Source organism: Senegalia sp. (in: firmicutes) (assembly GCF_052088025.1).
Classification (GTDB): Bacteria; Bacillota; Clostridia; order Tissierellales; family SIT17; genus Anaeromonas.
The window spans coordinates 20,074-44,859 of the sequence record NZ_JBQCYD010000008.1; the positions used below are offsets into that span (position 1 = coordinate 20,074).

22 protein-coding genes, 1 other RNA gene and 1 pseudogene are annotated in these 24,786 nt (G+C 28.6%); 5 read left to right on the plus strand and 19 right to left on the minus strand.

Features of this window, described 5'->3' with window-relative positions:
* Window positions 1–35: 35 nt before the first annotated feature.
* The 3 genes from ACTHUW_RS03300 to ACTHUW_RS03310 all read right to left on the minus strand — a co-directional run bounded on the left by ACTHUW_RS03300 (window position 36) and on the right by ACTHUW_RS03310 (window position 3,218).
* Window positions 36–1,058 carry a LacI family DNA-binding transcriptional regulator gene (locus ACTHUW_RS03300; protein WP_442197204.1) on the minus strand — a complete coding sequence of 341 codons (1,023 nt, stop codon included), beginning with the start codon at window positions 1,056–1,058 and terminating at the stop codon, window positions 36–38.
* A gap of 106 nt (window positions 1,059–1,164) precedes the next feature.
* The gene (locus ACTHUW_RS03305; RefSeq protein WP_442197203.1) at window positions 1,165–1,944 is read right to left on the minus strand and encodes a DUF975 family protein; all 780 of its coding nucleotides are present in this window, start codon (window positions 1,942–1,944) and stop codon (window positions 1,165–1,167) included.
* A gap of 92 nt (window positions 1,945–2,036) precedes the next feature.
* On the minus strand, window positions 2,037–3,218 hold the full coding sequence (locus ACTHUW_RS03310; RefSeq protein ID WP_442197202.1) for a dicarboxylate/amino acid:cation symporter: 1,182 nt from the start codon (window positions 3,216–3,218) through the stop codon (window positions 2,037–2,039).
* Between the two features lie 158 nt (window positions 3,219–3,376).
* Here ACTHUW_RS03310 and ACTHUW_RS03315 point away from each other — a divergent pair, with 158 nt between their 5' ends.
* Window positions 3,377–4,003 carry a cell wall hydrolase gene (locus ACTHUW_RS03315; RefSeq protein ID WP_442197201.1) on the plus strand — a complete coding sequence of 209 codons (627 nt, stop codon included), beginning with the start codon at window positions 3,377–3,379 and terminating at the stop codon, window positions 4,001–4,003.
* A gap of 45 nt (window positions 4,004–4,048) precedes the next feature.
* On the opposite strand, the gene ACTHUW_RS03320 is transcribed toward ACTHUW_RS03315, so the two are convergent.
* Window positions 4,049–5,509 carry a 4Fe-4S dicluster domain-containing protein gene (locus ACTHUW_RS03320; RefSeq protein ID WP_442210459.1) on the minus strand — a complete coding sequence of 487 codons (1,461 nt, stop codon included), beginning with the start codon at window positions 5,507–5,509 and terminating at the stop codon, window positions 4,049–4,051.
* A gap of 234 nt (window positions 5,510–5,743) precedes the next feature.
* On the opposite strand from ACTHUW_RS03320, the gene ACTHUW_RS03325 reads away from it, so the two are divergent.
* Both ACTHUW_RS03325 and ACTHUW_RS03330 read left to right on the plus strand, forming a co-directional pair.
* On the plus strand, window positions 5,744–6,448 hold the full coding sequence (locus ACTHUW_RS03325; protein ID WP_442199474.1) for an alpha/beta hydrolase: 705 nt from the start codon (window positions 5,744–5,746) through the stop codon (window positions 6,446–6,448).
* A 29-nt stretch (window positions 6,449–6,477) separates the two neighbouring features.
* On the plus strand, window positions 6,478–7,128 hold the full coding sequence (locus tag ACTHUW_RS03330; RefSeq protein WP_442199473.1) for a TraX family protein: 651 nt from the start codon (window positions 6,478–6,480) through the stop codon (window positions 7,126–7,128).
* A gap of 57 nt (window positions 7,129–7,185) precedes the next feature.
* On the opposite strand, the gene ACTHUW_RS03335 is transcribed toward ACTHUW_RS03330, so the two are convergent.
* A complete protein-coding gene (locus ACTHUW_RS03335) occupies window positions 7,186–8,451 on the minus strand; it encodes a Glu/Leu/Phe/Val family dehydrogenase (protein WP_442197197.1) in 1,266 nt (421 codons plus the stop codon).
* Window positions 8,452–8,746: 295 nt separating this feature from the next.
* On the opposite strand from ACTHUW_RS03335, the gene ACTHUW_RS03340 reads away from it, so the two are divergent.
* Both ACTHUW_RS03340 and ACTHUW_RS03345 read left to right on the plus strand, forming a co-directional pair.
* A complete protein-coding gene (locus tag ACTHUW_RS03340; RefSeq protein ID WP_442212483.1) occupies window positions 8,747–8,917 on the plus strand; it encodes a hypothetical protein in 171 nt (56 codons plus the stop codon).
* Window positions 8,907–9,101, plus strand: coding sequence for a helix-turn-helix transcriptional regulator (locus ACTHUW_RS03345; RefSeq protein WP_442197195.1), 195 nt, complete (start codon window positions 8,907–8,909; stop codon window positions 9,099–9,101). Before ACTHUW_RS03340 ends, ACTHUW_RS03345 begins: the two co-directional genes overlap by 11 nt.
* Window positions 9,102–9,168: 67 nt before the next feature.
* Here the strand turns inward: ACTHUW_RS03345 and ACTHUW_RS03350 are convergent, their stop codons facing one another.
* The 14 genes and pseudogenes from ACTHUW_RS03350 to eno all read right to left on the minus strand — a co-directional run bounded on the left by ACTHUW_RS03350 (window position 9,169) and on the right by eno (window position 24,775).
* Entirely contained in the window at window positions 9,169–10,491 is a 1,323-nt protein-coding gene (locus tag ACTHUW_RS03350) for a SulP family inorganic anion transporter (RefSeq protein WP_442210467.1), read from the minus strand.
* Window positions 10,492–10,696: 205 nt separating this feature from the next.
* Window positions 10,697–11,674: a DapH/DapD/GlmU-related protein gene (locus tag ACTHUW_RS03355; protein ID WP_442197193.1), complete on the minus strand. Its 978-nt coding sequence runs from the start codon at window positions 11,672–11,674 to the stop codon at window positions 10,697–10,699.
* 116 nt (window positions 11,675–11,790) lie between these two features.
* On the minus strand, window positions 11,791–12,630 hold the full coding sequence (locus ACTHUW_RS03360) for an exodeoxyribonuclease III (protein WP_442199471.1): 840 nt from the start codon (window positions 12,628–12,630) through the stop codon (window positions 11,791–11,793).
* Between the two features lie 141 nt (window positions 12,631–12,771).
* Window positions 12,772–13,746, minus strand: a complete 975-nt coding sequence (locus tag ACTHUW_RS03365; protein WP_442197413.1) for an aromatic acid exporter family protein — start codon at window positions 13,744–13,746, stop codon at window positions 12,772–12,774.
* Window positions 13,747–13,850: 104 nt separating this feature from the next.
* A pseudogene (locus tag ACTHUW_RS03370) lies at window positions 13,851–13,958 on the minus strand (M48 metallopeptidase family protein); the annotation flags it as partial.
* Window positions 13,959–14,008: 50 nt separating this feature from the next.
* Entirely contained in the window at window positions 14,009–15,454 is a 1,446-nt protein-coding gene (locus ACTHUW_RS03375) for a VanZ family protein (RefSeq protein WP_442197411.1), read from the minus strand.
* 408 nt (window positions 15,455–15,862) lie between these two features.
* Window positions 15,863–16,191: a transfer-messenger RNA gene (gene ssrA, locus ACTHUW_RS03380) on the minus strand.
* Between the two features lie 13 nt (window positions 16,192–16,204).
* Window positions 16,205–16,666: an SsrA-binding protein SmpB gene (smpB, locus tag ACTHUW_RS03385; RefSeq protein ID WP_442197410.1), complete on the minus strand. Its 462-nt coding sequence runs from the start codon at window positions 16,664–16,666 to the stop codon at window positions 16,205–16,207.
* A gap of 57 nt (window positions 16,667–16,723) precedes the next feature.
* Window positions 16,724–17,809: a GIY-YIG nuclease family protein gene (locus ACTHUW_RS03390; RefSeq protein ID WP_442210462.1), complete on the minus strand. Its 1,086-nt coding sequence runs from the start codon at window positions 17,807–17,809 to the stop codon at window positions 16,724–16,726.
* Between the two features lie 74 nt (window positions 17,810–17,883).
* Complete coding sequence (gene rnr, locus ACTHUW_RS03395) at window positions 17,884–20,019, minus strand: ribonuclease R (RefSeq protein ID WP_442199115.1); 2,136 nt, start codon at window positions 20,017–20,019, stop codon at window positions 17,884–17,886.
* 104 nt (window positions 20,020–20,123) lie between these two features.
* Complete coding sequence (locus ACTHUW_RS03400) at window positions 20,124–20,930, minus strand: Mur ligase family protein (protein ID WP_442199116.1); 807 nt, start codon at window positions 20,928–20,930, stop codon at window positions 20,124–20,126.
* 128 nt (window positions 20,931–21,058) lie between these two features.
* Window positions 21,059–23,068 (minus strand): sodium-translocating pyrophosphatase, encoded by a 2,010-nt coding sequence (locus tag ACTHUW_RS03405; protein ID WP_442197405.1) that lies wholly within the window; start codon window positions 23,066–23,068, stop codon window positions 21,059–21,061.
* A gap of 34 nt (window positions 23,069–23,102) precedes the next feature.
* Window positions 23,103–23,342, minus strand: a complete 240-nt coding sequence (secG, locus tag ACTHUW_RS03410; protein WP_442197404.1) for a preprotein translocase subunit SecG — start codon at window positions 23,340–23,342, stop codon at window positions 23,103–23,105.
* A 143-nt stretch (window positions 23,343–23,485) separates the two neighbouring features.
* Window positions 23,486–24,775, minus strand: a complete 1,290-nt coding sequence (gene eno, locus ACTHUW_RS03415) for a phosphopyruvate hydratase (protein WP_442199117.1) — start codon at window positions 24,773–24,775, stop codon at window positions 23,486–23,488.
* Window positions 24,776–24,786: the final 11 nt, after the last annotated feature.

The window sequence follows — 24,786 nt, forward strand, 5'->3', positions numbered from 1 at the left end:
ATATTTTATTTAAAAACAAACTTTTATAAATTTTTTTAAATATGTTTACATGATTTTCTTTTTAATAACTTTGTATCTAGAACAATATGTTGATGTTCTATTTTTTTATCAATTAAATCAATAAGTATGTCTATGCTTTTATGTGCAAACTGTTCTTTAGGTTGCTCTATGGTAGAAATAGAAGGATGAAAATAATGAGAATACTCAATACCATCAAATGCTATAATAGATATGTCTTCTGGTATTTTTAAACCTCTTTTAAGTATTGCCTTGGCAGCACCAATAGCCATAATATCAGATACTGAAAAAACCGCACTAATATCTCTTCTATCATCTAACAACTTATTCATTTCTCTAAATCCTGATTCAAAAGTGAAATCTCCAACTTTTATATAATCTTCTAAAATTTCAATATCATTTTCTTTTAAAGCTCTTTTATATCCATTGAGTCTAAGCTCGCCTATACTATTTCCTTTTATTTCTGCAGCAATCACACCTATATCTTTGTGTCCTAATTCTATGAGGTAATTTACGGCATCATAAGCTGATTCTTCGTTTTCGATGACAATAGATGAGAATGTTTTCCTATAAACTTCTTCAATAATATTAGGTGAAGTTATAACTATAGGCGTATCAATATATTTAAGTTGTTCATCATCTTCATGATTAAAATCACCACCTAAATAAATTAATCCTTTGAGCCTTTTTTCTTTTATAAATTGTATGGCTGAACCTATATCATTTATATCACTATATTTGTAATGAATTATCATAGAATATCCAGCTTCATTGATGCGATTTTCTATGATTTGCACTATTTCAGAGAAAAAAGGATTATATATACCTTTTACAAGTAAGCCTATATTATTTGTTTCAGTTTTTTTGAGATTTCTTGCACTATTATTTGGTATATAGTTATATTCTTTTATTACTTTTAGAATTTTTTCTCTAGTTTTATCAGATACATCGGGATGATTGTTTATCACACGTGAAACTGTACTTACTCCAAAACCTGAAATTTTAGCAATGTTTTTTATATTAAAACTTTTCTTTTTCATAAAGCACCTCATCTAGAATCTCTAGAAACGTTACTGGTAACGTTTCCAACTTTAAATATATTTTATCACATAATTTTTAAAAAAGAAAGAGTAAATTTAAAAAAATTTACTCTTTCTCTATATTTTCTATATTAAGTTCTTCATAAGTAGTATAATCTTTGCTTATAGCAAGCTCTCTTAATGACTCATAAAGCTCTGCTTGCGTAGCATTTATATAAGGGAGTACAAAAAATATACCTATTCCAAATAATAAAAGACCTAATAGTTCCCAACCTATAAATGATAAGTCCAAAATAAACATATTAAATTTATGGCCGCTAGTCATATCTTCACTAAGTTTTATTGCTCTTTTAGGTCCAATATTTGGATTATCACCCAGGATAAATGGTACCATTCTATAAGAATAAGCTTTAATTACACCAGGTATTATTAATAATAAGTACCAAAGAAAATTATATATACCTTTTAAAAGCATAGTTTTTATAGTATCTACATATATTCCCTTCTCAAATGAATAGCCTAGATAATTCATATTAAATTCATAATCAGTAGATCTTACAAAATATTTTTTCCCTCCTACTTCTAGAGGATATCCTAGAAATATTCTAAAAGCTAAAAATATAGCTAAAATTGATAAAAATATTGATATTGATATAAGTAATACTTGTGGGAAAAAATCATTTGAAACAATGTCATCAAATATATTCGAATTATAATCTGAATTCATATTGTCATTATTAAAGCTATTTCTACCTCCACCAGTGAACCCGCTTCCACTTTGGCTTCCTCCAATAAAAGATAATATAAAGCTTACTATCAAAGCCTTCCAATAAGATTTTTTAAGTGTTGATTTTGCCCTTGTCTTTAAATCTCCTCTATTCCACACATCATTTGCCCCTTTCTTATATATATATCTATTTACTTATTATTATATTCGAAAAAAAATAATTTGGCAATTGCCAAATTATTTTTTAACTATCATGCTACTTTATCTTTTCCTATTTTTGTTTTTGCAAATTTATTTATTATAATTGCTATAGCTCCATCACCTGTAACATTTGTTGCAGTACCAAAACTATCCTGTGCAAAGTGAAGTGCTATCATTAGAGCTTGTTTTTGAGCTCCAAAACCAAGCATAGTTTCAAGTAGTCCAAGTGCTGCAACTACTCCTCCCCCAGGTATACCAGGAGCTGCAACCATTGTAACACCAAGTGCTAATACAAATGGAAACATTACTGCAAATGTAGGAGTATTACCATTCATGAGCATTACACCCATTGAAGCAAGAACTAGAGTTATTGTATCTCCAGCCAAGTGAATTGTAGCTCCAAGTGGTATTACAAAATCTACAATATCTTCTTCTAAATCATTTTTACGAGCACACTCTAATGTAACTGGTATCGTTGCTGCTGATGATTGAGTACCAAGAGCTGTAAAATAAGCAGGAAGCATATTTTTTATGCTTTTAACAGGGTTTTTTCCTGTATATAAAAATGCTATTGTATATTGTACTATTATATATATTATTTGTAATGTTATTAAAAGTATAAAAACGGATGAAAAAGTTTTAATTGTATTGAAAATTTCACCTGTTGCAGTAATTTTAGAAAATATACTTGCTATATATGGAGGAATAAGTGGGATTAAAACATATTTTATTACTCCTTGGATAATAGACTGAAAATCTTGCATAACTTCAAGTAATTTTTGCCTTTTAATATAAGCCATACCAAGACCTAAAACAAATGCTGTTACAAGTGCTGTCATAACTCCCATCATAGGATCTATTATTACTTCAAAATACGGTGTTACATTTACTTTGCTAACTTCTGTTAAATCTGCTGTAGTTATAACATTAGGTAATATAAATGACCCTATAAAAAATGCCATAACACCTGCTACAACTGCAGAAACATATGCAAATAATGCTGTTATACCAAGTAACTTACCTGCTCCTCTACCTAGTTCTGCAATACCTGGAGCTACGAAACCTATTATTACTAAGGGAATAATAAAGTTAAGAAAATTACTAAATAAACTACCAAATGTACTTAAAATACGTACTACTAAATAATTATCAAATTGTTTAGAAATAAGTCCAATAACTATACCTAATATAATTCCTATAATAAGCTTAGGCAACAATCCAATCTTTTTCATCATTTCACTTCCTTTTTTTATATATTTTGAAAATTCTTATTCTAATTATATTTTATTAAAGTAAAATTTGCAAGAAAAACTTTTAAAAAAACTTAACAAGGGTATAATTTATACTACTTGGTAAAATATGTACTATATTTAAAAAGAGGTGAAAATAAATGAAAAATAAATTATTTATCATTATCCTACTAATTACTATTTTATTTTCTAATTATACATTCGCACAAAATTTTACATTAAATCACAATAAAGTTAAAGATAGTTTAACTTATTTCTATGACAATAAGTCCATAAAATATAAAAATGTTAATGGAAAAATATATCCTTTTGGCGTACTTGGAGTTTATGAAACAAACAATAAAAATTTATATAGTTCTCGATCAGTAAATAGTATTAGTTTAATAAATAAAAATTATTCATATGATGATTTCTATTGGTTATCTAGAATTATACATGCAGAATCAGAAGGTGAATCATATACAGGTAAGGTTGCAGTAGGAAGTGTAGTAATAAATCGTATAAACTCAAGGCATTTTCCAAATACAATGAAAGGAGTTATATTTGAAAAAAATAAAACTCTGGCACAATTTACTCCTATATCTACAGGTTCTATAATAAATACACCATCAGAAGAAAGTATGAGTGCGGCAATAGATGTTTTAAAAGGTTCAAGACCTGTTGGCAATGCATTGTTTTTCTTAAATCCAGCTACTGCAAGCTCTAATTGGATAATAAATAATAGAAATCTTATAAAAAAAATAGACAATCATATGTTTTATGATTAATATAAAAAAAGGTTTAGATATTGAGCTCAATATCTAAACCTTTTTTTATATTTTTCTTGTAAGACTGATGCTTTCTTTATCAAATATACTAATAGATTTTTTAGCTTTACCTTCTCTTGCAAGTTTACCATAATTATCTACCTCACGTCTGTCTTTAGGTCCATGACTAAGGGATGCAGCTCCCCCTATACATCCTCCTTTACAAGCCATTCCTTCTATAAATGTTTTATCTATTTTTTTGAATTTAGTAAGCTTAAGAGCTTTATCACATTCTTCTATGCCATCACAACTTATAGGTCTAAAATCTACCTCTATTGCTTCTTCATTTAAAATGTGTTCTATAGCTTGGGCCAGGCCTCCAGTTCTAGCAAATATTCTACCAAAAAATGAAGCATTATTTAAAAGACCATCTTCACATTTTTCTAAATCAATATCTGCGGCATCAAGCATTGATACAAGTTCTTCAAATGTAATTACATAATCAGTATCATTTTTTAAATCTTCTTTTTTAATTTCCATTTTCTTAGCTGTACAAGGACCTATAAATACAACCTTCGCTTTATCATCTATCTTTTTAATGATTCTTGATATGGCTATCATTGGTGATACAGTAGTTGATACTTTATCCTTCAATTTAGGATAATTAGTTTCTACATATGAAACAAAGGCTGGACAACAAGAACTTGTTATAGTACCTTTTTCTCCTATATTTTCTGCATATTCTTCTGCCTCATGTAGTGTAACCATATCAGCACCTAGTGCTACTTCAATAACATCCTTAAATCCTAATTTTTTTATTCCACTCACAACTTGCTCTATATTTACATAAGTAAATTGACTAGATATTGCAGGAGCTATTATAGCATATACATTTAAATCAGGATTGTTTTGTGACTTTTTCAATAAATTTAAAGTATCTACAATATATGATTTATCCATTATTGCACCAAAAGGACATTGATATACACATGCGCCACATTGTATACATTTTTCATTATTAATTTCTGCTTTTTTATTTTCATTTATTGAAAGTGCTCCTGCATTACATGCACGTCTACAAGGTCTCATGACATCCGAAATAGCATTATATGGACAGGCATTTTTGCATTTTCCACATTCAATACATTTATTTTGATCAATATATGCTCTATGATTTATAAAATGAATTGCATTCCTTGGACAAACATCAGTACATCTATGAGCAAGACACCCACGACAAGCCTCAGTTACTACAAACCTATCAATAGGACATTCTTCACATGCCTCATCTAATACCTCTATTACATTTTCGTTTTCCTTATCTCCACCTAAAGCTAATCTCACACGTTCCACAGTTATTGCTCTTTCTTTGTGTATACAGCATCTAGTTCTTGGTTCTGGACCTGGATCTATTACTTCTGGAATATTATCTATTTGTTCTTCAAGTTCACCATTTATTGTAAGTCTTGATACTTCTCTTAAAACTTCATATTTTATCTCTTGAACATAATTTTCAAATCTTCTCATATTTTCACCCCATCATTAGAAATAATTTACCTTTATTTATTTCATTATCTTTATTATTAAATCCCTATATTCTATTATACTTAAAGTATAAGATATTGTTATTTTTTTGTCAATAAAAATATTCAATATTCTTGTTAAGAAATTGTAATTTATTTAACAAGCGTTTTGAATTGTGTGAAATTTAAAAGTAAGGGTAAAATATATGTATTATAAAAATGGATTAGAGGTGATTTTTTGAAAAAAATAAGCAAAAAAATAATATTAATATCTATCATAGTTTTTCTTATTGCCATAGTTAGTGGTATAGTGGTATATTTAAATGACTCTTATGAAGCTGATAAAGAAGCCTTAAATATTTTAAAAAATGAAAATATAGATTTTTATGAAGATGAAAAAATCATTGTATTTAAAGCAAATAAAGAAAAAAATTTAGATAAAGGGTTCATATTTTATCCTGGAGGAAAAGTTGAATATAGGTCATATGCCCCTTTGTTAAATAAATTAGCAGAGGAAGGTTTGACTTCTGTTATAGTTAAAATGCCATTTAATCTAGCAGTATTTGATATAGATGGTGCACTAGATGTATTTTCTTTAGTTCCTGAAATAGAAAATTGGTATATAGGAGGTCATTCATTAGGTGGGGCTATGGCAAGCAGTCTTATTGCAGAAAATGAAAATAATTTACAAGGCTTGATATTGCTAGCAGCCTATCCTACAGAAAAAATAGACAAACCTATTATAAGTATTTATGGAACTAATGATAAAGTACTAGATAAGTCTATGATTGATGAAGATTATGAAGTGATTAAAATTCAAGGTGGAAATCATGCTTATTTTGGGAATTATGATGAACAAAAAGGAGATGGTAAATCTTCAATTTCAAGAGAAGAACAACAAGATATAGCAGTTGATGCTATTATTGAATTTGTTAAACAATAAATAATTTTAACTAATAAATGGGGAATATTATGAATGTATTTGTATTAAAATTAATAGCACTTATAACAATGATAATTGATCACTATGGGGCTATTTTTCATCATAATGAAATAACATTTAGAATTATAGGAAGAATAGCCTTTCCAATATATGCATTTTTAATAGTAGAAGGTTTTATACATACTTCTGATATAAAAAAATATGCTAAAAGACTTTTGATATTTGCATTTTTATCTGAAATTCCATTTGATTATGCTATTTTTGGTGAAATAAACTTTGCTCATCAAAATATATTTTTTGAATTATTTATAGGTATTGTAGCTCTTTATTATATAGAAAAAAAAGAAATATTATCACAACAAATTTCAATAATATTTATTGCTGGTTTAATATCTACTTTATTGATGTTTGATTATAATTTGTTGGGAATAATATATATTTGTACTTTTTATTTGACAAAGGATTTATCTAAAAATAAGAGATTTTCATTTGTTTTAGTTACAATTTTTATATCTAATCTTTTAATATCATCATCTCTTCAACAATATTCTTTAATTTCCATTTTATTTATATATATATATAACAATGAAATAGGACCAAAGAATAAGGTTATACAATTTTTATTTTATCTATCATATCCTCTTCATTTAATTATATTTGCTATAATGAGATTTTATTAAAGCCTTGATTTCAATTGAAATCAAGGCTTTAATATATAAACTTAATTTTATTCTATTTTAGTACCAGCCTCTTAAACTCATAACATCTGCTACCTTTTTAACTGAAATCATGTAAGCTGCATCTCTAATACTTACATTGTATTCTTCACTTAAATCCCATATGTCATTAAATGCATTTACCATTTTAGTTTCTTGCTTTTCTTCTACTTCTTTTTCTGACCAATAGTATCCATATCTATTTTGAACCCACTCAAAGTAAGATACAGTAACTCCACCAGCATTTGCAAGTATATCTGGAGCAACTACTACTCCTTTTTCTTTAAGAATTGCATCTGCAGCTGGTGTAATAGGACCATTTGCAGCTTCACAAACTAATTTAGCTTTTATTACTTTAGCTTCTTTTTCTTGAATTGCATTTTCAAGAGCAGCAGGCATGAATATATCTACTTCTAATTCCCAGAATTCTTCTAATGAGATTTTCTTTGCCTTAGGAAAATCAATAAGATTTTTATTTGCATCCATGTACTCTGCCATCTCATTAAAATCTAATCCATCAGCATTATATATTGCATATGTTCCAACAGAAGGAGCCCATTCAGCTATAGCAACAATGTTTGCACCTTGTCTTTCCACATTTTTAACAGTATATCTACCAACATTTCCAAAACCTTGAATTGCAACATTAGCTTTTTTCATATCTATTCCTAATTTTTTTGCAGCTTCTCTAGCTACTATACTTACACCAAATCCAGTAGCTTCATTTCTTCCTTGAGAACCTCCCCATGAAACTGGTTTACCTGTAAGTACACCCATATTGTTTTGTCCAGTTAATTTTATATATTCATCTACCATCCATGCCATTACTTGACCATTACTTCCAACATCAGGAGCTGGAACATCTATCTTTTCCCCTAAATATTTGTATAGTCCTTGTACATATCCTCTAGATAATTTTTCAAGTTCATTCTTTGATAATGTAGCAGGATCTACTGTGATACCGCCTTTTCCACCACCATAAGGAACGTCCATTACTCCACATTTGAATGTCATCCATACAGATAGAGCTTTTACTTCATCTGGATTAACTCCTGGATGGAATCTGATTCCTCCCTTTCCTGGACCTATAGCATCATTATGTAATGATCTGTATCCTTTAAATGATTTAATACTACCATCATCCATTTTTACAGGAATTGATATTTCTATAATTCTTTTTGGTTCTTTTAATAATTCATACACATTTTCTCCAAGCTTTAATACTTCACATGCTTTTTTCACTTGCAGTTGAGCACTTTCTAACGGATTTAGATTTTCTTTTGACATCAAATAAAACCTCCATTTAAAATGATTTTTATATATCATGTTTAATAAGATTTTAGCATACTAAAAAGGTTTTGTAAACGCTTTCAACAAAATCTTAATAATATTAAATCTTTTTACTAATATTATTAAGATTTTAATAATCTTTAAATGTAATACATGTTTGACATCTCAATATTCTAATGTTATTATAAAAATGTAAAAAAGGTTTTACTTTTGAATTCTTGAAAGGAGTTTTGAAATTGAAAAAGGCTTTAGAAAAATCGACGAAATGGAAATGCAAATCAGTTTAGTATCGATGAAATGGGCATGGTTTTATACTGTAATCTTTTTATTTGTTTGGACAATTGTAGATTATATAAATACTGGTGAAATGGGCTTAGCATTTTTTCTATTTATCACTCAAAATCTTGTTCATTTAGGTATTCAAACTTATATGAAATGGAAACTTGGAAAAGATGAAAAATAATATAAAAAAATTAAGAAAAGAACTTAAACTTAGACAAGAAGATGTAGCAAGTTCAGTAGGTGTAACAAGGCAAACAATTAATGCTATTGAAAATGATAAATATGATCCATCACTAGAACTCGCAATGAAACTTGCCATACTACTTAATACTAAAGTTGAAGAATTATTTATACTTGAAAAATAGCATTATAAAAGCCTTGATTTTCAATTGAAAATCAAGGCTTTTATAAATTATATTGTATTTTATGAAATCAACCTTTATACTGACCAGCTATAATAGTAGACTTATCTATATTAACACATGTGATATCTTTAGCATTTTCAAAAAGTTTATTATAATCTTCACTAAGACGTATTAAAGTCATTTTCTTTCCTTCATTATGATATTTTTCTGCTATTTTATCAATTCCTTCAATAGCAGAGTGATCCATTACCTTAGCATATTTAAAATCAACTATAACATTTTCAGGATCATTATTAATATCAAATAACTCCTTATAATTTAATACAGATCCAAAAAATATAGATCCATTAATTTTATATGTTTTAGAACCATCTTCATTATTTTCTATATTTACATATATAACTTTTCCCTTTTCCCAAGCAAACATTAGTGCTGATAATATAACTCCTACAATTACCGCTGTTGCTAAATCTGCAAATATTGTAATTATACTAACTACTATTATAACTAAAATATCCTGTATAGGCACTTTTTTTCTATATCTTAAACTTTGCCATTCAAATGTTCCAACTACAACCATGAACATTACTCCAACTAAAGATGCTAGTGGAATTGTATTTATAATTCTAGAACCAAACATTATAAACATTAATAATGAAAAAGATGCTACTAATCCAGATAATCTAGTTCTACCACCAGATTTTATATTAATAATAGATTGACCTATCATAGCATCTCCACCCATTCCACCAAAAAAACCATTTACTGTATTTGCTATCCCTTGAGCAATACACTCCTTATTACTCTTACCTCTAGTATCTGTCATTTCATCAATAACTCTAAGGGTCAGAACCGCTTCGGTTAAACCTACAAGAGATCCAACTATAGCATATGGAAAAATTATTCTAAGCATATCTATAGTAATTTTTACTTGGGGTATATAAAACTTAGGTAATCCGCCTTTGATCTCCATTCCTGCAAAGTCTTGTACATTCCTTAAGTGATATCCATTTTTATCTAAAATAACTGCAACAATTGTCATTATAATAATAGCTATTAGACTTGATGGAACAGCTTTTGTATATTTAGGAATAAAATGAATAATTGCCATAGTGATTACTACAAATAAAAGCATTATTATAATATCTGTTGAAGGAATCCAAGCTTTACTTACAGTTTCAACACCATTTACCATAACTGTCTTATCTACCTTAAATAGAGCCCATTGTGATATAAATATTAATATAGATAGTCCATTAAGAAAACCTAACATAACTGGATAAGGTATTATCCTTGCATACTTACCTAATCCTAATAATCCTATTGATATTTGAATAATTCCCATCAAAACTACAGTGGCAAAAAGATACTCTAAACCATGTTGAGCTATTAATGATGCAAAAAATCTCCTCGTTTCTTATTCTTATTATCTAAAAAAATGCTAGCCCTGATATCTTCCCAGAGATAGCATTTTTATTTTTTTATTGAGCAATTAATCTTATATATACTTTTAAATGAATGTAAAAGCGTGTTATACTATGAAACAACCTTTCATAGTATAACACACTTTTGTATAAGTAGCTATTAATATAAATTTATAATTTTCTTATTGCCCAATTAGGCTTTCCTAGTTGTCCTTCATTTTTTCCAATTGATTTTCCAGGAAATCCTTCTATAATATTATTTTCTTCAAATTCATCTCTTTGCTTTACTAATGAACCAGCTTTAATTAAACTATTTTTTCCTATTATACTATAGTCACATACTATAGAGCCAGCTTCAACGATACTATTGCTACCAATAATTGTTCCATGAATGGTAGAGTTAGGTCCAATTGTAACATTATCATGTATGATTAATTCATTATCAGGTAACAAATGTAGGACTGAGTTTTCTAATATTATAACATTATCACCTATTTTAATTGGTCCATGAGAATTACCAATTATTCTAACTCCTGAAGCTATATAGGAATTAGCTCCTATTACAACATCCCCAGTAATTTCTGCTTGATTATCAATATAGACAGAATCATCCACCTCAGGTAGTTTTCCATTAAATTCATATAGATTAGTCATAGTACTTTCTCCTCTCTCATATTGAAATATGTTCTCTACAAATTCATCAAGTAAAATATTATTATCTCTCATTTTTTTAATCATTTTTTTATCCTCGTCATTTAAAGTTCTAATGACTCTAGCTGGCCTTCCTACAACTACAGAATTTGATGGAATCACCATACCTTTAGCTACTATAGTCCCTTCACCAAATATGCACATATTCCCAATTTTTGAACCTGGCAAGAATATAGTATTATTTCCAATCTCGCATAAATCTCCAATTTCAGCTCCAATTGCAACAGTTTTATGACCAAAAACAGTTTTACTACCTACCTTTATTGGATTTTGTTCTGTGCCTATAAGTACTGAATTTTCCAGTACCCAAGATGAATTTCCTATAGTTACAGAATCATTATGAGATCTAATGATAGTACCTTGAGCAATATAGGCATCTTTTCCAAATCTAACCTTTCCAATAACCTTTGAAGAATCATCAATTCTTATATTATTCATATTTACCTCCCAAGTAACTATATAGAACTTTTTTGTATTTTTAAATATTAGTTATCTTTTTTTCATTATAAATATAAACCCCCTTGAAATCAAGAGGGTTTAAGTATAGTAGAAATTTATTTTTCTACTTCTAAATCTATTTCCAATAAAATTGGTGTATGATCTTGTCTTGTGCCAGAATCTATCATCTCAGATTTTATTATTTTATTATTTAGCCTATCACTAACTAACCAATAATCAATTCTCCATCCTGAGTTGTTAATTTTGCTTGTTTTTGCTCTTTGTGCCCACCAGGAATATACATCCTTAACATCACCGTGAACATGCCTGAAGGTATCTGTAAAACCTTTGTTTAATAGATTTGTAAAGCCCTCACGTTCCTCATCTGTAAAACCTGCTGATCCTCTGTTGTTTTGTGGATGTGCTAAGTCTATCTCCTTGTGAGCTACATTATAGTCTCCTGTTGCTAAAACTGGTTTTTCTTTATCTAGACTCTGAAGATATTCAGCATACTTTTCATCCCAAATTTGTCTTTCTTCCAATCTCTTTAGACCATCTCCTGCATTAGGAGTATAAACTTGGGTTAGATAAAATTCTCCAAAATCTAAAGTAATAATTCTTCCTTCTAAATCCATAGTATCTGGAACTTGAATATCAGGATAAAAAACTTTTGGAGAGTATTTATCCTTATATAAAAACATAGTCCCCGCATAACTTTTTCTAGCTGGCTGCTGAGAACTTCTCCATACATAAGAGTATCCTTTAAAATACTCAGCTAGATGTTTGATGTGCTTCTTGCTTGGTCCATTAGCTGGTAATTTAGTTTCTTGCAGAGCAATTGCATCTGCATCCATCTCAATAATTGTATCAATTACGTCTCTTGATAGCACAGCCCTATTTGAATCACTTGTTAAAGCTGCATTTAATGAATCAATATTCCATGAAATAAGTCTCAAATTATTCCTCCTATATTATAACTTTATTTATATATTATTTATACTTTTACTATCATACTAAAATTACTTCTGATACTGTAACACCTATTTTAACATCTCCACCCTAAAATCGCAACTTTCCTTGACATACTTATCATTAACCTAGTAACAATACTTTATTTCCCCATATTCTCTCATAAAATTTAATTTAACTTCAATAAAATATATTAAATCATTGAAATATTGATATAAAACAGCTCTATTTTCAAACTCTTTTCTCGTACTAGGCAGCCTAGTATTCTCATAATAATTCTTTAATTTATCTGCTTGTTTTAAGAGATCTTCTCCCGTATTACATTCATCTAATTCTTTAGATAGTCTTTCAGTAAGATCGCTTAATGGTTTAGCTTTTTCAACAGTTATAAATTCTTCTTTAATATTTTTCTGCATATTCACTAGGATGTGATACTGTTGTCTTCTCATATTAAAGTATTTTATGAAATAACTATTATCTTTTAAGATGAAGTCATTATTAAAATTAATAGCATATTCCATACCTTCTGCTAAAGCCTCATCTAGTCTTTCCAAACTATTATCTTGTAATTCTATAGAACATTGATTTAATAATTCTAATTTCATATTATATAGTATAGTCCTTATTAGACTTTCTACTTCAAATTGTTTATTTCTTATTTCATTTTCCCTATTAGGCATATGAATGTTCATAACCCATCCTACTAAAATTCCAATTAGTAATATTCCTATTTCATTTATCATGACACTCCAACTCAATGTATTAATATCATAAATATGGGTTACCAAAACTGTACTAACTGTCATTGCTTCTGTACTTTTTAAAATAGTTAGTATAGGTATAAATATAATTAAAAACACACCTAATACAATCAGATTGTGTCCACCTACTCTAAATAGAATAGTAGCTAATACTATTGCTATTAATGATGTCATAAGTCTTTTAATCCCTACAATATAGGTCTGAGTTCTTGTATCCAAAATACTAAGCATACATATTACTCCTGCTGTTGCAGCATATTTAAGTCCAATAATATTTGCTATAAAAATAGATAATATAACACCGATAGCTATCTTTATTGCTTTATATAATAAATTTTTCATATATGGTCATCCTTTCTTTAACATATATATATTATCCATTTATTTTTATCTAAATCAAAAGTTTCAAAGGTTTATGAATCCATTCTAATACCATAATTCTTTAACTATTCTTTTCCATCTCTATAATCATGCATTATTCTTTCAACTAAATTCCAAAAATCTTTTGAATGATTAAAATAAATCATATGACACATCTCATGGACTACTATATAATAAAAAACCACTCTAACCCATCATTGAAGTAAGGAGTGTATATCATATTTTATAAGGCTGGGATTGATATAACTATATCTTCTCCATCTATTTTTGAGTCAAAATTATATATTGGTTGATAGAACCCTTTAGTGTCTAGCATATATGAAAGACTTATATCTTGTATTTCTATTTTGCTTATATCATTTGAAGTATATATTAGTCTAAATTTACCCTTTTTAAATTCTTCATAAGCTTCTTCTTTACTTTTAATAGATACATCTCTTATTTTATTATATTTTACTATGTTGTTACGTATAACTTTTATAGTATCATCATTATAATATTCAACAGATAATCCACCATTTGTTATATAATTTTCATTTATAACATTTTCTATATTCCACCTAAATACTCCAACTTGATTTACATCATCAGATTTACTAAAAACTGCTGATTGTGGTATGTAAACATCAAATTCTTTTAATTTTTTTAATACAGTTTTTTTATCTGTATCAAATTTTTCTATTCCTTCATCAAAACTAGAAAAATCCCTATAATCATAACCTCCACCATTATAATAAAACGACATATTATAACCTTTATCTCTGAACCAATATATTGCCATATCATTATATGGATCTACTTCTATTTCTTCATCAATATCTTTATGTTTTAAAAAATCTCTAAAAAACTTTTTGCCATAGCCTTGGCCATAAATTTCAGCTTTATATATGGGAACTTTATCTGTACTATACTTATTATTATCATTTAAAAATACCTCTTTAGCACCATTATGTATTTCAGTATTCAAACTTAAATCTATATTTTTCATGTCAAATCTATAGTTATAAGCTATAGAAAGATTTCCAAATTCTTTACCATTATATACGCTAACTATTGCTATAGATGTAGCTATAGCGAGTATCAAGGGAGTAAGATAGATTGCTGATTTTCTAAACTTATTTTTCCTGTTTTCTATAGCAGTTATAATTGTCATAACTATTCCATATCCAATAATAGCTCCTACTACATTATTAAATATATCATCTAAATCAAATATCCCATATCCTGTTATAAGCTGAATTGTTTCTATTACTAATGTCATTAGAAAAGAAGCTCCAACTAGCCATGGAAATTTACGAAATCTTCTGCTTAATAATGGAAGTAGTATTCCAAAAGGAACTAACATAAGTATATTTAATATAATAAACCTCCAAGTGGTAGGATTAAAAGAATTCCAAGCTTCTCTGTATGTACTTAAAAAGTAAAGGTTTGAATCACCATGTAAGCTAGCTCCTCTATTCATAAATGTGACTCCGATAACCATAATTATATATCCTATAAAAGAAAACCAAATAAAAACTTTTCTACTATTTAACTTTTTACTTCCCTTTAAAAACTTCTTGTATATTATAAAATATCCAAAAGCTAAAAGTACTGTTAAAATAGCAACTAGTATGAATGCTATATTAAAATTGTTTTGTATTGTACTAAGTATATCTTGTATCCTCATATAAAACTCCTTATCTGTTTTTTAATTTTTATTTCCCTTATAATATATATTTCTATATTGAGCAATTCATGGCATTATAAAAGCCTTGATTTCAAATTGAAATCAAGGCTTTTCATTATGGTGGAGGCGGTGGGACGTTTATTCCTATAGTTTCCTAAAGGCACTGACTATATCTTGAAGTTTAAACTATAAACTCCTCTGGCGTATTATAGAAGCTATTATTTGATTTATTTTTAAATCACTACTTCTATCCTAGTGCTACATATCTCTTGACTTAGTAGCCTATAAGTCGATACAGGGCTGTTAAATTTCTTTACATACCCCTCGGTATTAGCTTAGATTACTCTTTAGCCTTCACCGATAAAGCCAGATTTTCACTGCTAAATCACTTTAGCAGGCGACTCTTTGTGAATCGAACCCACGTCCGAAGGAACTTCATATGGAGTTTCTCCCGAAACAGTTACTTATTTACATTCGCCAATCAAATCGCCAAGTAACAGGCTAGATGATTGACTATCTCTAATGGTACTAACTTAAGGTCAGAGAATCCCTCAAGCAGGGCCCCGCTTAAAATGGCGCTTAATCTCTAATAGGCGGGACTATTAGAGTAAGCGAGCAACATTTATTATGCTGCTAATGCGTAATTTTCGTCTGCGTTTAATTTAAGTTGCCACTTTTTAGGTTGTTCGGCGTCAACCTCCGGCTACTCCATACTCCGTACCCCCGTCGAAGCCAGGTCGCCCCCATAATTTAGTAATTCTTGGGACTCATGTATTTATCCATTCTTCTCTTGGCATCTTTCTTAGCTATATCATGTCTCTTATCATACATTTTTTTACCTTTTGCTATAGCTATTTCTATTTTAACTAATCCATTTTTAAAATATACACTTAAAGGAATAAGTGAATATCCTTGTTGAGAAGTATATCCTATAAGTTTTCTAATTTCTTCTTTATGAAGAAGAAGTTTTCTTTTCCTTAAAGGATCTTTGTTATAGATATTTCCTTGTTCATATGGGCTTATATGCATACCATTTATATAAGCTTGCCCTTTATCAATTGAAGCATAACTTTCTTTGATATTGACCTTACCTGCTCGAATTGATTTAACTTCTGTACCAGATAAAGCAATACCTGCTTCATATACTTCTTCAATAAAGTATTCATATCTTGCTTTTTTATTTTTTGATACAATCTTAATATTTTTAGCCATATAATCCTCCATAGAACTTTAGTCCATCTATTATATTACCATGAAAAAGCTATTTTGTCAAATTGATACTGGTTTGTCCTCACCCTTTGATGTTTGTAAAATCTTACTATGAAGTAATTTTATCAAGTCATTTATATCCATGCTTTCTTCAATTTCTATATATTGTATTTCATTGTGATTTACCCATGACTCTATTATTTGTGCCTCATCTATTTCTTCCTGTGGCAATATTTTATTGTGTGTTTTTAACTTTGTTAATAGAGGAATCAAAAAAGTTTTTAATTTTAATTTATCTATTTTTTCTTCTTTATATAATATAAAAGTATCTAGTATTCTGCCCCCTCTTATATAATAGATTTTAATGTTTTCTTTTATAGTTTTCTCTATAATAATCAGTTCTTCTTCTGATAAGGCTTTTGTAATTATTCTTTGCTTATATATTAATATTTCAAATTTATTTATTTTATTTCTATAATCAGCTGCTTTTTCATAATTTAATGATTTTGAATGATATGTCATTTTTGCATTTAATTCTTTTAATAAATATTCTCCATTTCCTTTTAAAATATCTATTATTTCATTTATCATTTCTTGATATTCTTCTTTTACATAATTTGATTTATTACAAGGAGCTAAACATTTACCTAAATGATAATAAAGACAAGTTTCACTTTTTATTTTAATTCCACATTTTCTAATAGGAAATAATTCATTTATATATTTCACTATTTCATATACTAGCCTTTTTTTATTATAAGGCCCAAAATACAAGGCATTATCATCTTTTATTTTATATGCAGAAGTTATCATAGGATAATCTTCATTTGTGATTTTTATATAGGGATATGCCTTGAAGTTTTTAAGCAATGAATTATATTTAGGTTTATATTTTTTAATCATTCTACTTTCAAGTACCAAGGCCTCAAGTTCTGTATCTGTTATAATATATTCTAAATCAAATATATTAAATTTCAATTTTTGAATTTTAGTAGAATCATTCTTCGATTTATAGAAATATTGTTTTACTCTTTTTTTAAGACATTTTGATTTGCCTATATATATTATATTGTTATATTTATCTTTGAAAAAATATACTCCTGGAAGTTCAGGTAATTTTTTTATCTTTAATTTTATATTATCCATAAATATATTATATCAGATATATATTATATTTAAAAATAGATTAGATCTAGCATATGCTAGATCTAATCATTAAATCATTCTTCTTTTTCTTCATTTTCAATTAATAAAAAATCTATTTCTCTCTTAGATATATTAGTGTTTGCTACTTTAACTTTTACGATATCGCCTATTCTATATGACTTCTTCGTTCTTTCTTCTACAAGAGAATAATTCTTTTCATCATAATTATAGTATCCATCAGTTAAAGTACTTATATGAACTAATCCTTCTATTGTATTGTCTAATTCTACAAATAGACCAAAGGATGTTACTCCTGATATTACACCTTCATATTCTTCTCCGATTCGCTTAGACATGTATTCTACCATTTTAAGCTCATCTGTTTCTCTTTCTGCTCCATCTGCAATTCTTTCTGCTGCTGATGAATGTTGTGCTATTTGTGGTAATTTTTTCTCTAATTTAGATTTCTTTTTGGCATCTATCTCATTATTTATAAACCATTTAATTATTCTATGAATAGTTAAATCTGGATACCTTCTTATTGGAGATGTAAAATGAGTATAGAATTTTGAAGCTAAGCCAAAATGGGTTTTTCTCTCAGCTAAATACTCTGCTTTTTTAAGTGATCTTAGCATTATAGTATTTATAACTGTTTCTTCTTTTTTGCCTTCTACTTGTTTAAGTAAAGATTGTAATTGCTTTGGATGTATCTCTTCATCGCTTCCTTTAAGTTTATATCCAAAATTATATATGAATTTTCTAAAGTCTTCTATTTTGTCTTCATCTGGGTCTTCATGAACCCTATAAAGGAAAGGTGTTTCAGTCCAATACATATATTCTGCTATTGTTTCATTTGCTGCTAGCATAAATTCTTCTATAATTCTATTAGATATTCTTCTTTCATATTTCTTTATATTTATAGGTTCTCCTTCTTCATTTAAAATAATCTTTGCTTCATCAAAATCAAAATCTATAGTTCCCCTTTTTTCTCTCTTTGCCCTAAGGGTTTTACTAAGCTCTTCCATTAATTTAAATTCATCCATCAAATCACTATATTTTTCTATCAATTCTTCATTGTTGTTTTCCAATATATCTGATACATCTTTGTAATTTAAACGAGCTTTAGAATTTATAATTGTTTCTTTAATCTTTTGATCTTTAACATTACCATCCTTATCTATAGTCATAAATACGGATAAGGTAAGTCTATCTACATCTGGGTTTAAACTACACACTCCATTGGATAATTTTCTAGGTAACATTGGTATTACCCTATCTACTAGATATACACTTGTTCCTCTTTTATATGCTTCATTATCTATTTCTGAATTTTCTTTTACATAATAAGTAACATCTGCTATATGAACACCTAATTGATAGTTACCATCATCTAGTTTTTCAATAGATACACCATCATCTAAATCTTTTGCATCTATCCCATCAATAGTGAATATAGTTTTATCTCTTAAATCTAATCTTCTTTTTATTTCTTTTTCAGGTATTTCTTCACTAATATTTTCTGCTTCTCTTAAAACTTCTTCTGGAAATGTTTCTGATAAGTTATATTTTCTTTCAATAGATAATATATCTGTTCCTACCTCATCTACGTTTCCCAGCACTTCTATTACTTTACCTTCGGGATTCCTTCTACCTTCAGGCCATTTTGTGATTTCAACTACAACCTTATCATCATTTCTTGCATTTTCACTTTCTGATTTTGGTATAAATACATCTACACTTACTTTTTCATCATCAGGAACTACAAATCCAAAACTTTTACTCTTTTGAAAAATACCTACTATATTTTTGTTTCCTCTTTCTATTATTCTAATTACTTCTCCTTCTGGTCTTTTATCACCATCAGCTTTTTTATACAATCTCACTAACACTCTATCATTATGTAATGCACCATTTAGATTGTTAGAAGATAAAAATACATCTCTGTCTTCTTTATCATCAGGAAGTAAAAAACCAAATCCACGAGCATTACCTTGTATCTTACCAAATACTAGATTCATTTTTTCAGGCACACCATAAGTATCTTCTCTAGTTTTCACTACAGAACATTCCTTTTCCATTTCATCTAATATGCTATAAAACTCTTTTAAATCACCTTTTTGAATATCAAAAATATTTGCAAGTTCCTTTTTATTCATTGGTTTATATGCTTGTTCTTTAATAAATTTCAATATTTTATCTTTTATATTCATAATTTCCCTCCACAACTTTGTTTACTTATATGTTTACCCTTATGTATGATTTTTATTTATAATTATAAAAATTAATAATATAAAAAGGCACATTTGACTTGTGCCTAAATTTCTATTGTTTTTTCTAAGCTTTTAGATGTCTTTTTTAAATTAATACCTAATACACTACAAACAGTCACCGCACCTAATATATCTATAAGATATTCTTTGTTTTCAATTTTAGTGTTGAATTCTACTTTTTCTTTATTATTATTAATATTAAATTTTAAGTTTTTTTCATCTTCTCGTATATTATCTATATAATAATCTAACTCTTCATTTTCTATTCCATACAATACTTTTTCTTTAAATGTTTTATCGGCTAATTTTTTTATATATTTATCATCATAATTAAATATTGCTATTCCTTCAGGTGGTAAGACCTCTATTATTTCATATTTTGATTTTAATATGTTTTCTGTATTTTCTGTATCTAAAACTTTTGATTCTATATCAGTCATTATTCCTATTTGCGGATTTAAGAGGTCTGATATTTCAGATATTTTCCCTATTTCATTACAGTTTGTATTCATAAAAATAATACTATTATCTAAATTATCATTTTTATTTATTTCTCTGGAAATATCATAAATTGTATTAATATTTTCTTTTATTTCAACAGTATTATCACTATCAAAAAATTTACAAGCTAACATTTTAGTTTTATTGTCGTCTGAATTGCATGCAAATGATATTGTTTTTAAATTTTCAGTAGCTCTAACTTTATCATAAGCCATGTTTATTTCTTTTTTTATATTTCTTTTTTTTATTTCTTTTAATATTATTGCTTTTATTTTTTCATATCTAAATAATAGCAATATCACTATAACTACAATAACAAATAGTATTATAGTTAAATAATCAGTAATCATAATATAATCTCCTTATTTAAATTTATTCATATATTAAATCTATGTCCCATAATAATAATATATGAATAAATTCCTTTTTAAACAAAAAGGACAATCATATGACTGTCCTTTTTTTATTTAAAAAATTATTATATAAATAATGGTGCAAATACTAATGCTACTATAGTCATAAGCTTTATAAGAATATTTATTGAAGGTCCTGAAGTATCCTTAAATGGATCTCCTACAGTATCTCCAACAACTGCTGCTTTATGAGCTTCACTACCTTTTCCACCATGATTTCCTTCTTCAATAAACTTCTTAGCATTGTCCCATGCTCCACCAGCATTAGCCATGAATATAGCCATAAGAACACCTGTAACTAGTGCTCCAGCAAGTAGACCACCTAATGCTTCTACTCCTAAAGTAAGTCCTGTTACAACTGGCGCTAAAACTGCTAAAAGTCCTGGTATAACCATTTCTTTAAGTGCTGCTGTTGTACTTATATCAACACATTTATTATACTCTGGTTTTGCTGTACCTTCCATAATTCCAGGTATAGTTTTAAATTGTCTTCTAACTTCTTCTATCATAGAAAATGCAGCTTTTCCTACTGCTTTCATAGTTATAGCTGAGAATAAAAATGGTAGCATACCACCTATTAAAAGACCTGCAATAACTGTTGGTTCTGTAAGGTTTATTGATTCTAAGTTTACAGCTTTTGTATATGATGCAAACAATGCTAATGATGTAAGAGCTGCTGAACCTATAGCAAAACCTTTACCTATAGCTGCTGTAGTATTTCCTACAGAATCTAATTTATCTGTTATGTCACGAACTCCACTTGGTAGTTCACACATTTCTGCAATACCACCAGCATTATCAGCTATTGGTCCATATGCATCAACTGCTACTGTCATTCCTGCAGTAGAAAGCATGCCAACTGCTGCTAGTGCTATACCATATAAACCTGCTACTTCATAAGCTACTAAAATACCTGCTGAAATAACAAGTATTGGTAAAGCTGTAGATTGCATACCTACTGATAAACCACTTATGATTGTTGTAGATGCTCCTGTTTCTGACTCATCTGCAATTCTTTTAACTGGAGCATATTCAGTTGAAGTATAATATTCAGTAATTTTTGCTACTATAATTCCAACTAATAATCCAGTAACTATTGCAAAAAATGGATTATAACTTTCAAGTAATGAATTACTTAAGAAAAATGCTGCTATAACTGTTAAAACACCACTTACTAGGGTTCCTGTATTAAGCGATTTCTGTGGATCAGAATTTTCTCCTGCACGCACAAAAAATGTTCCTATTATAGATGCTATTATTCCTATGCCTGCTAATAATAATGGAAATAAGGCTGCATTCATAGCCATATCAAAATTATCAGCATATGCAACAAGTCCGAGTGTTATAGCTGATATGATTGAACCAACATATGATTCAAATAAGTCTGCACCCATTCCAGCAACATCTCCAACATTGTCCCCAACATTGTCTGCTATAACTGCAGGATTTCTTGGATCATCTTCTGGTATTCCTGCTTCTACTTTACCTACTAAGTCAGCTCCAACATCAGCTGCTTTTGTATAAATACCTCCACCTACACGGCCAAATAAGGCTATAGAAGAAGCACCTAATCCAAAACCAGTTATGTAACTAGCTGCATCTTGTGCATCTTGTAATACGGTTGCATCTTTAGAAAAGAAATAATATAATGACCCAATTCCAAGTAAGCCTAAACCTACTACACTCATTCCCATTACTGCTCCACCAGAAAATGCCACTGATAAAGCTTTATTCATTCCTTTTTCCATTGCTGCATTTGCTGTTCTAACATTTGCTTTTGTAGCTACTCGCATACCGAAAAAACCTGCAAGTGCTGAAAAAACTGCACCAATTATAAACGATATCGCTGTAAACCAATTTATTCCAATTCCTAAAATAACAAAAAGAACTACTACAAAGATTGCTAGGTATTTATATTCACGTGATAAAAAGGCCATAGCCCCCTCTTGAATATAAGATGCAATTTCTTTCATTCTCTCATTGCCTGGATTTACTTTGTTTATTAAACTAGATTTATAAAAAGCAAATATCAGGGCTATTACACCAACTATTGGTGCTAATAAAATAAAATTCAATTTAATATCCTCCTTCTTTATTCAGTTTTCCTTATTATTGTACTGCTGTTAATGCTAATGATGATAATATAAATATTACAGCAGAAACTGTAGTTAGTTTGCTAAGAATAGCTTCATAACTTCTTCCCTGTTTTTTCCCCCAGATACTTTCTGCTCCTCCGGCTATACTACCTGATAGACCAGCACTTTTACCTGACTGTAACAATATACTTGCAATTAATACTAAACTTGCTATAAGTAATAATACGGTAAATATAATTGCTGCTGTACTCATAAATCCACCCCCTATTTATATACGATTAACAAACCTATTTTAACATGTATTTTATATAAAAGCAATCAAATATTCTTAAAATAGGTAAATGATAAGAATATATATCCTTATCATTTACCTTAGTATTTATTTTATATATTTATTTATTTTAAATTATAAAATACTTCCATTCCATCATATTTTGAAGTATCAGATAAGAAGTCTTCAAGTCTTAATAACTGATTGTATTTAGATACTCTATCAGATCTTGAAGGAGCACCTGTTTTAATCTGACCTGCATTAGTTGCTACTACTAAATCTGCTATTGTGTTGTCTGATGTTTCCCCAGATCTATGAGAAATAACAGCAGTAAATCCTGCTCTTTTTGCCATTTCTATAGCATCTAATGTTTCAGTTATAGTACCTATTTGATTTAACTTAACTAAAATAGAGTTAGCTGATTTTTCTTTAATTCCTTTAGATAACCTCTTTGTGTTAGTTACAAATAAATCATCTCCAACTATTTGTATCTTCTTACCTAGTTTTTCAGTCATCATCTTCCATCCATCCCAATCTTCTTCATCTAATCCATCTTCAATTGAGATTATTGGATATTTATCTACTAGATTACTGTAAAAATCAACCATTTCTTCAGCTGTTAAAGTTTTACCTTCTGCTGCTAAAGTATATACTTTCTTTTCTTTATCATAAATTTCAGTTGCAGCTACATCAAGTGCAAGTCTTACTTCATCAAATGGTTTGTAACCTGCTTTTTCTATAGCTTCTACTATAGTAGATAATGCTTCTTCATTTGATGATAAGTTTGGAGCAAATCCACCTTCATCACCTACTGAAGTATTAAGTCCTTTTGATTTTAGTACTGCTTTAAGGCTATGGAATATCTCTGCTCCCATTCTAAGTCCTTCTTTAAATGATTTAGCACCAACTGGCATAACCATGAACTCTTGAATGTCTACGTTATTATCAGCATGCTCTCCACCATTTAAAATATTCATCATAGGCACAGGTAATATTTTAGCATTTACTCCCCCTAAATATTGGAATAACTCAAGACCTAATGAATCAGCTGCAGCGCGTGCTACTGCCATTGATACACCAAGTATTGCATTAGCACCAAATTTACCTTTATTATCAGTACCATCTAAATCTATCATAGTCATATCTATTCCAACTTGATCTGTTATGTCAAAGCCAATAAGCTCAGGAGCTATTTTTTCATTTACATTTTCAACAGCCTTACTAACACCTTTTCCTAAATATCTATCCTTATCTCCATCTCTTAATTCAACTGCTTCAAATGCTCCAGTTGATGCTCCAGATGGAACTGCTGCCCTTCCAAATGCTCCACTTTCTGTTGCTACCTCAACTTCTACTGTAGGATTACCTCTTGAGTCTAATATTTCTCTTGCATAAACTTCTACTATCATATCCATATTACAATTTC

Excerpts from the sequence above, each read along its gene's own strand:
- ACTHUW_RS03300 (WP_442197204.1), bottom strand. The coding sequence starts at position 1,058 with ATGAAAAAGAAAAGTTTTAATATAAAAAACATTGCTAAAATTTCAGGT.
- ACTHUW_RS03310 (WP_442197202.1), bottom strand. The coding sequence starts at position 3,218 with ATGAAAAAGATTGGATTGTTGCCTAAGCTTATTATAGGAATTATATTA.
- ACTHUW_RS03315 (WP_442197201.1), top strand. The coding sequence starts at position 3,377 with ATGAAAAATAAATTATTTATCATTATCCTACTAATTACTATTTTATTT.
- ACTHUW_RS03320 (WP_442210459.1), bottom strand. The coding sequence starts at position 5,509 with ATGAGAAGATTTGAAAATTATGTTCAAGAGATAAAATATGAAGTTTTA.
- ACTHUW_RS03330 (WP_442199473.1), top strand. The coding sequence starts at position 6,478 with ATGAATGTATTTGTATTAAAATTAATAGCACTTATAACAATGATAATT.
- ACTHUW_RS03335 (WP_442197197.1), bottom strand. The coding sequence starts at position 8,451 with ATGTCAAAAGAAAATCTAAATCCGTTAGAAAGTGCTCAACTGCAAGTG.
- ACTHUW_RS03340 (WP_442212483.1), top strand. The coding sequence starts at position 8,747 with ATGAAATGGGCATGGTTTTATACTGTAATCTTTTTATTTGTTTGGACA.
- ACTHUW_RS03345 (WP_442197195.1), top strand. The coding sequence starts at position 8,907 with ATGAAAAATAATATAAAAAAATTAAGAAAAGAACTTAAACTTAGACAA.
- ACTHUW_RS03355 (WP_442197193.1), bottom strand. The coding sequence starts at position 11,674 with ATGAATAATATAAGAATTGATGATTCTTCAAAGGTTATTGGAAAGGTT.
- ACTHUW_RS03365 (WP_442197413.1), bottom strand. The coding sequence starts at position 13,746 with ATGAAAAATTTATTATATAAAGCAATAAAGATAGCTATCGGTGTTATA.
- ACTHUW_RS03375 (WP_442197411.1), bottom strand. The coding sequence starts at position 15,454 with ATGAGGATACAAGATATACTTAGTACAATACAAAACAATTTTAATATA.
- smpB (WP_442197410.1), bottom strand. The coding sequence starts at position 16,666 with ATGGCTAAAAATATTAAGATTGTATCAAAAAATAAAAAAGCAAGATAT.
- ACTHUW_RS03390 (WP_442210462.1), bottom strand. The coding sequence starts at position 17,809 with ATGGATAATATAAAATTAAAGATAAAAAAATTACCTGAACTTCCAGGA.
- rnr (WP_442199115.1), bottom strand. The coding sequence starts at position 20,019 with ATGAATATAAAAGATAAAATATTGAAATTTATTAAAGAACAAGCATAT.
- ACTHUW_RS03400 (WP_442199116.1), bottom strand. The coding sequence starts at position 20,930 with ATGATTACTGATTATTTAACTATAATACTATTTGTTATTGTAGTTATA.
- secG (WP_442197404.1), bottom strand. The coding sequence starts at position 23,342 with ATGAGTACAGCAGCAATTATATTTACCGTATTATTACTTATAGCAAGT.
- eno (WP_442199117.1), bottom strand. The coding sequence starts at position 24,775 with ATGGATATGATAGTAGAAGTTTATGCAAGAGAAATATTAGACTCAAGA.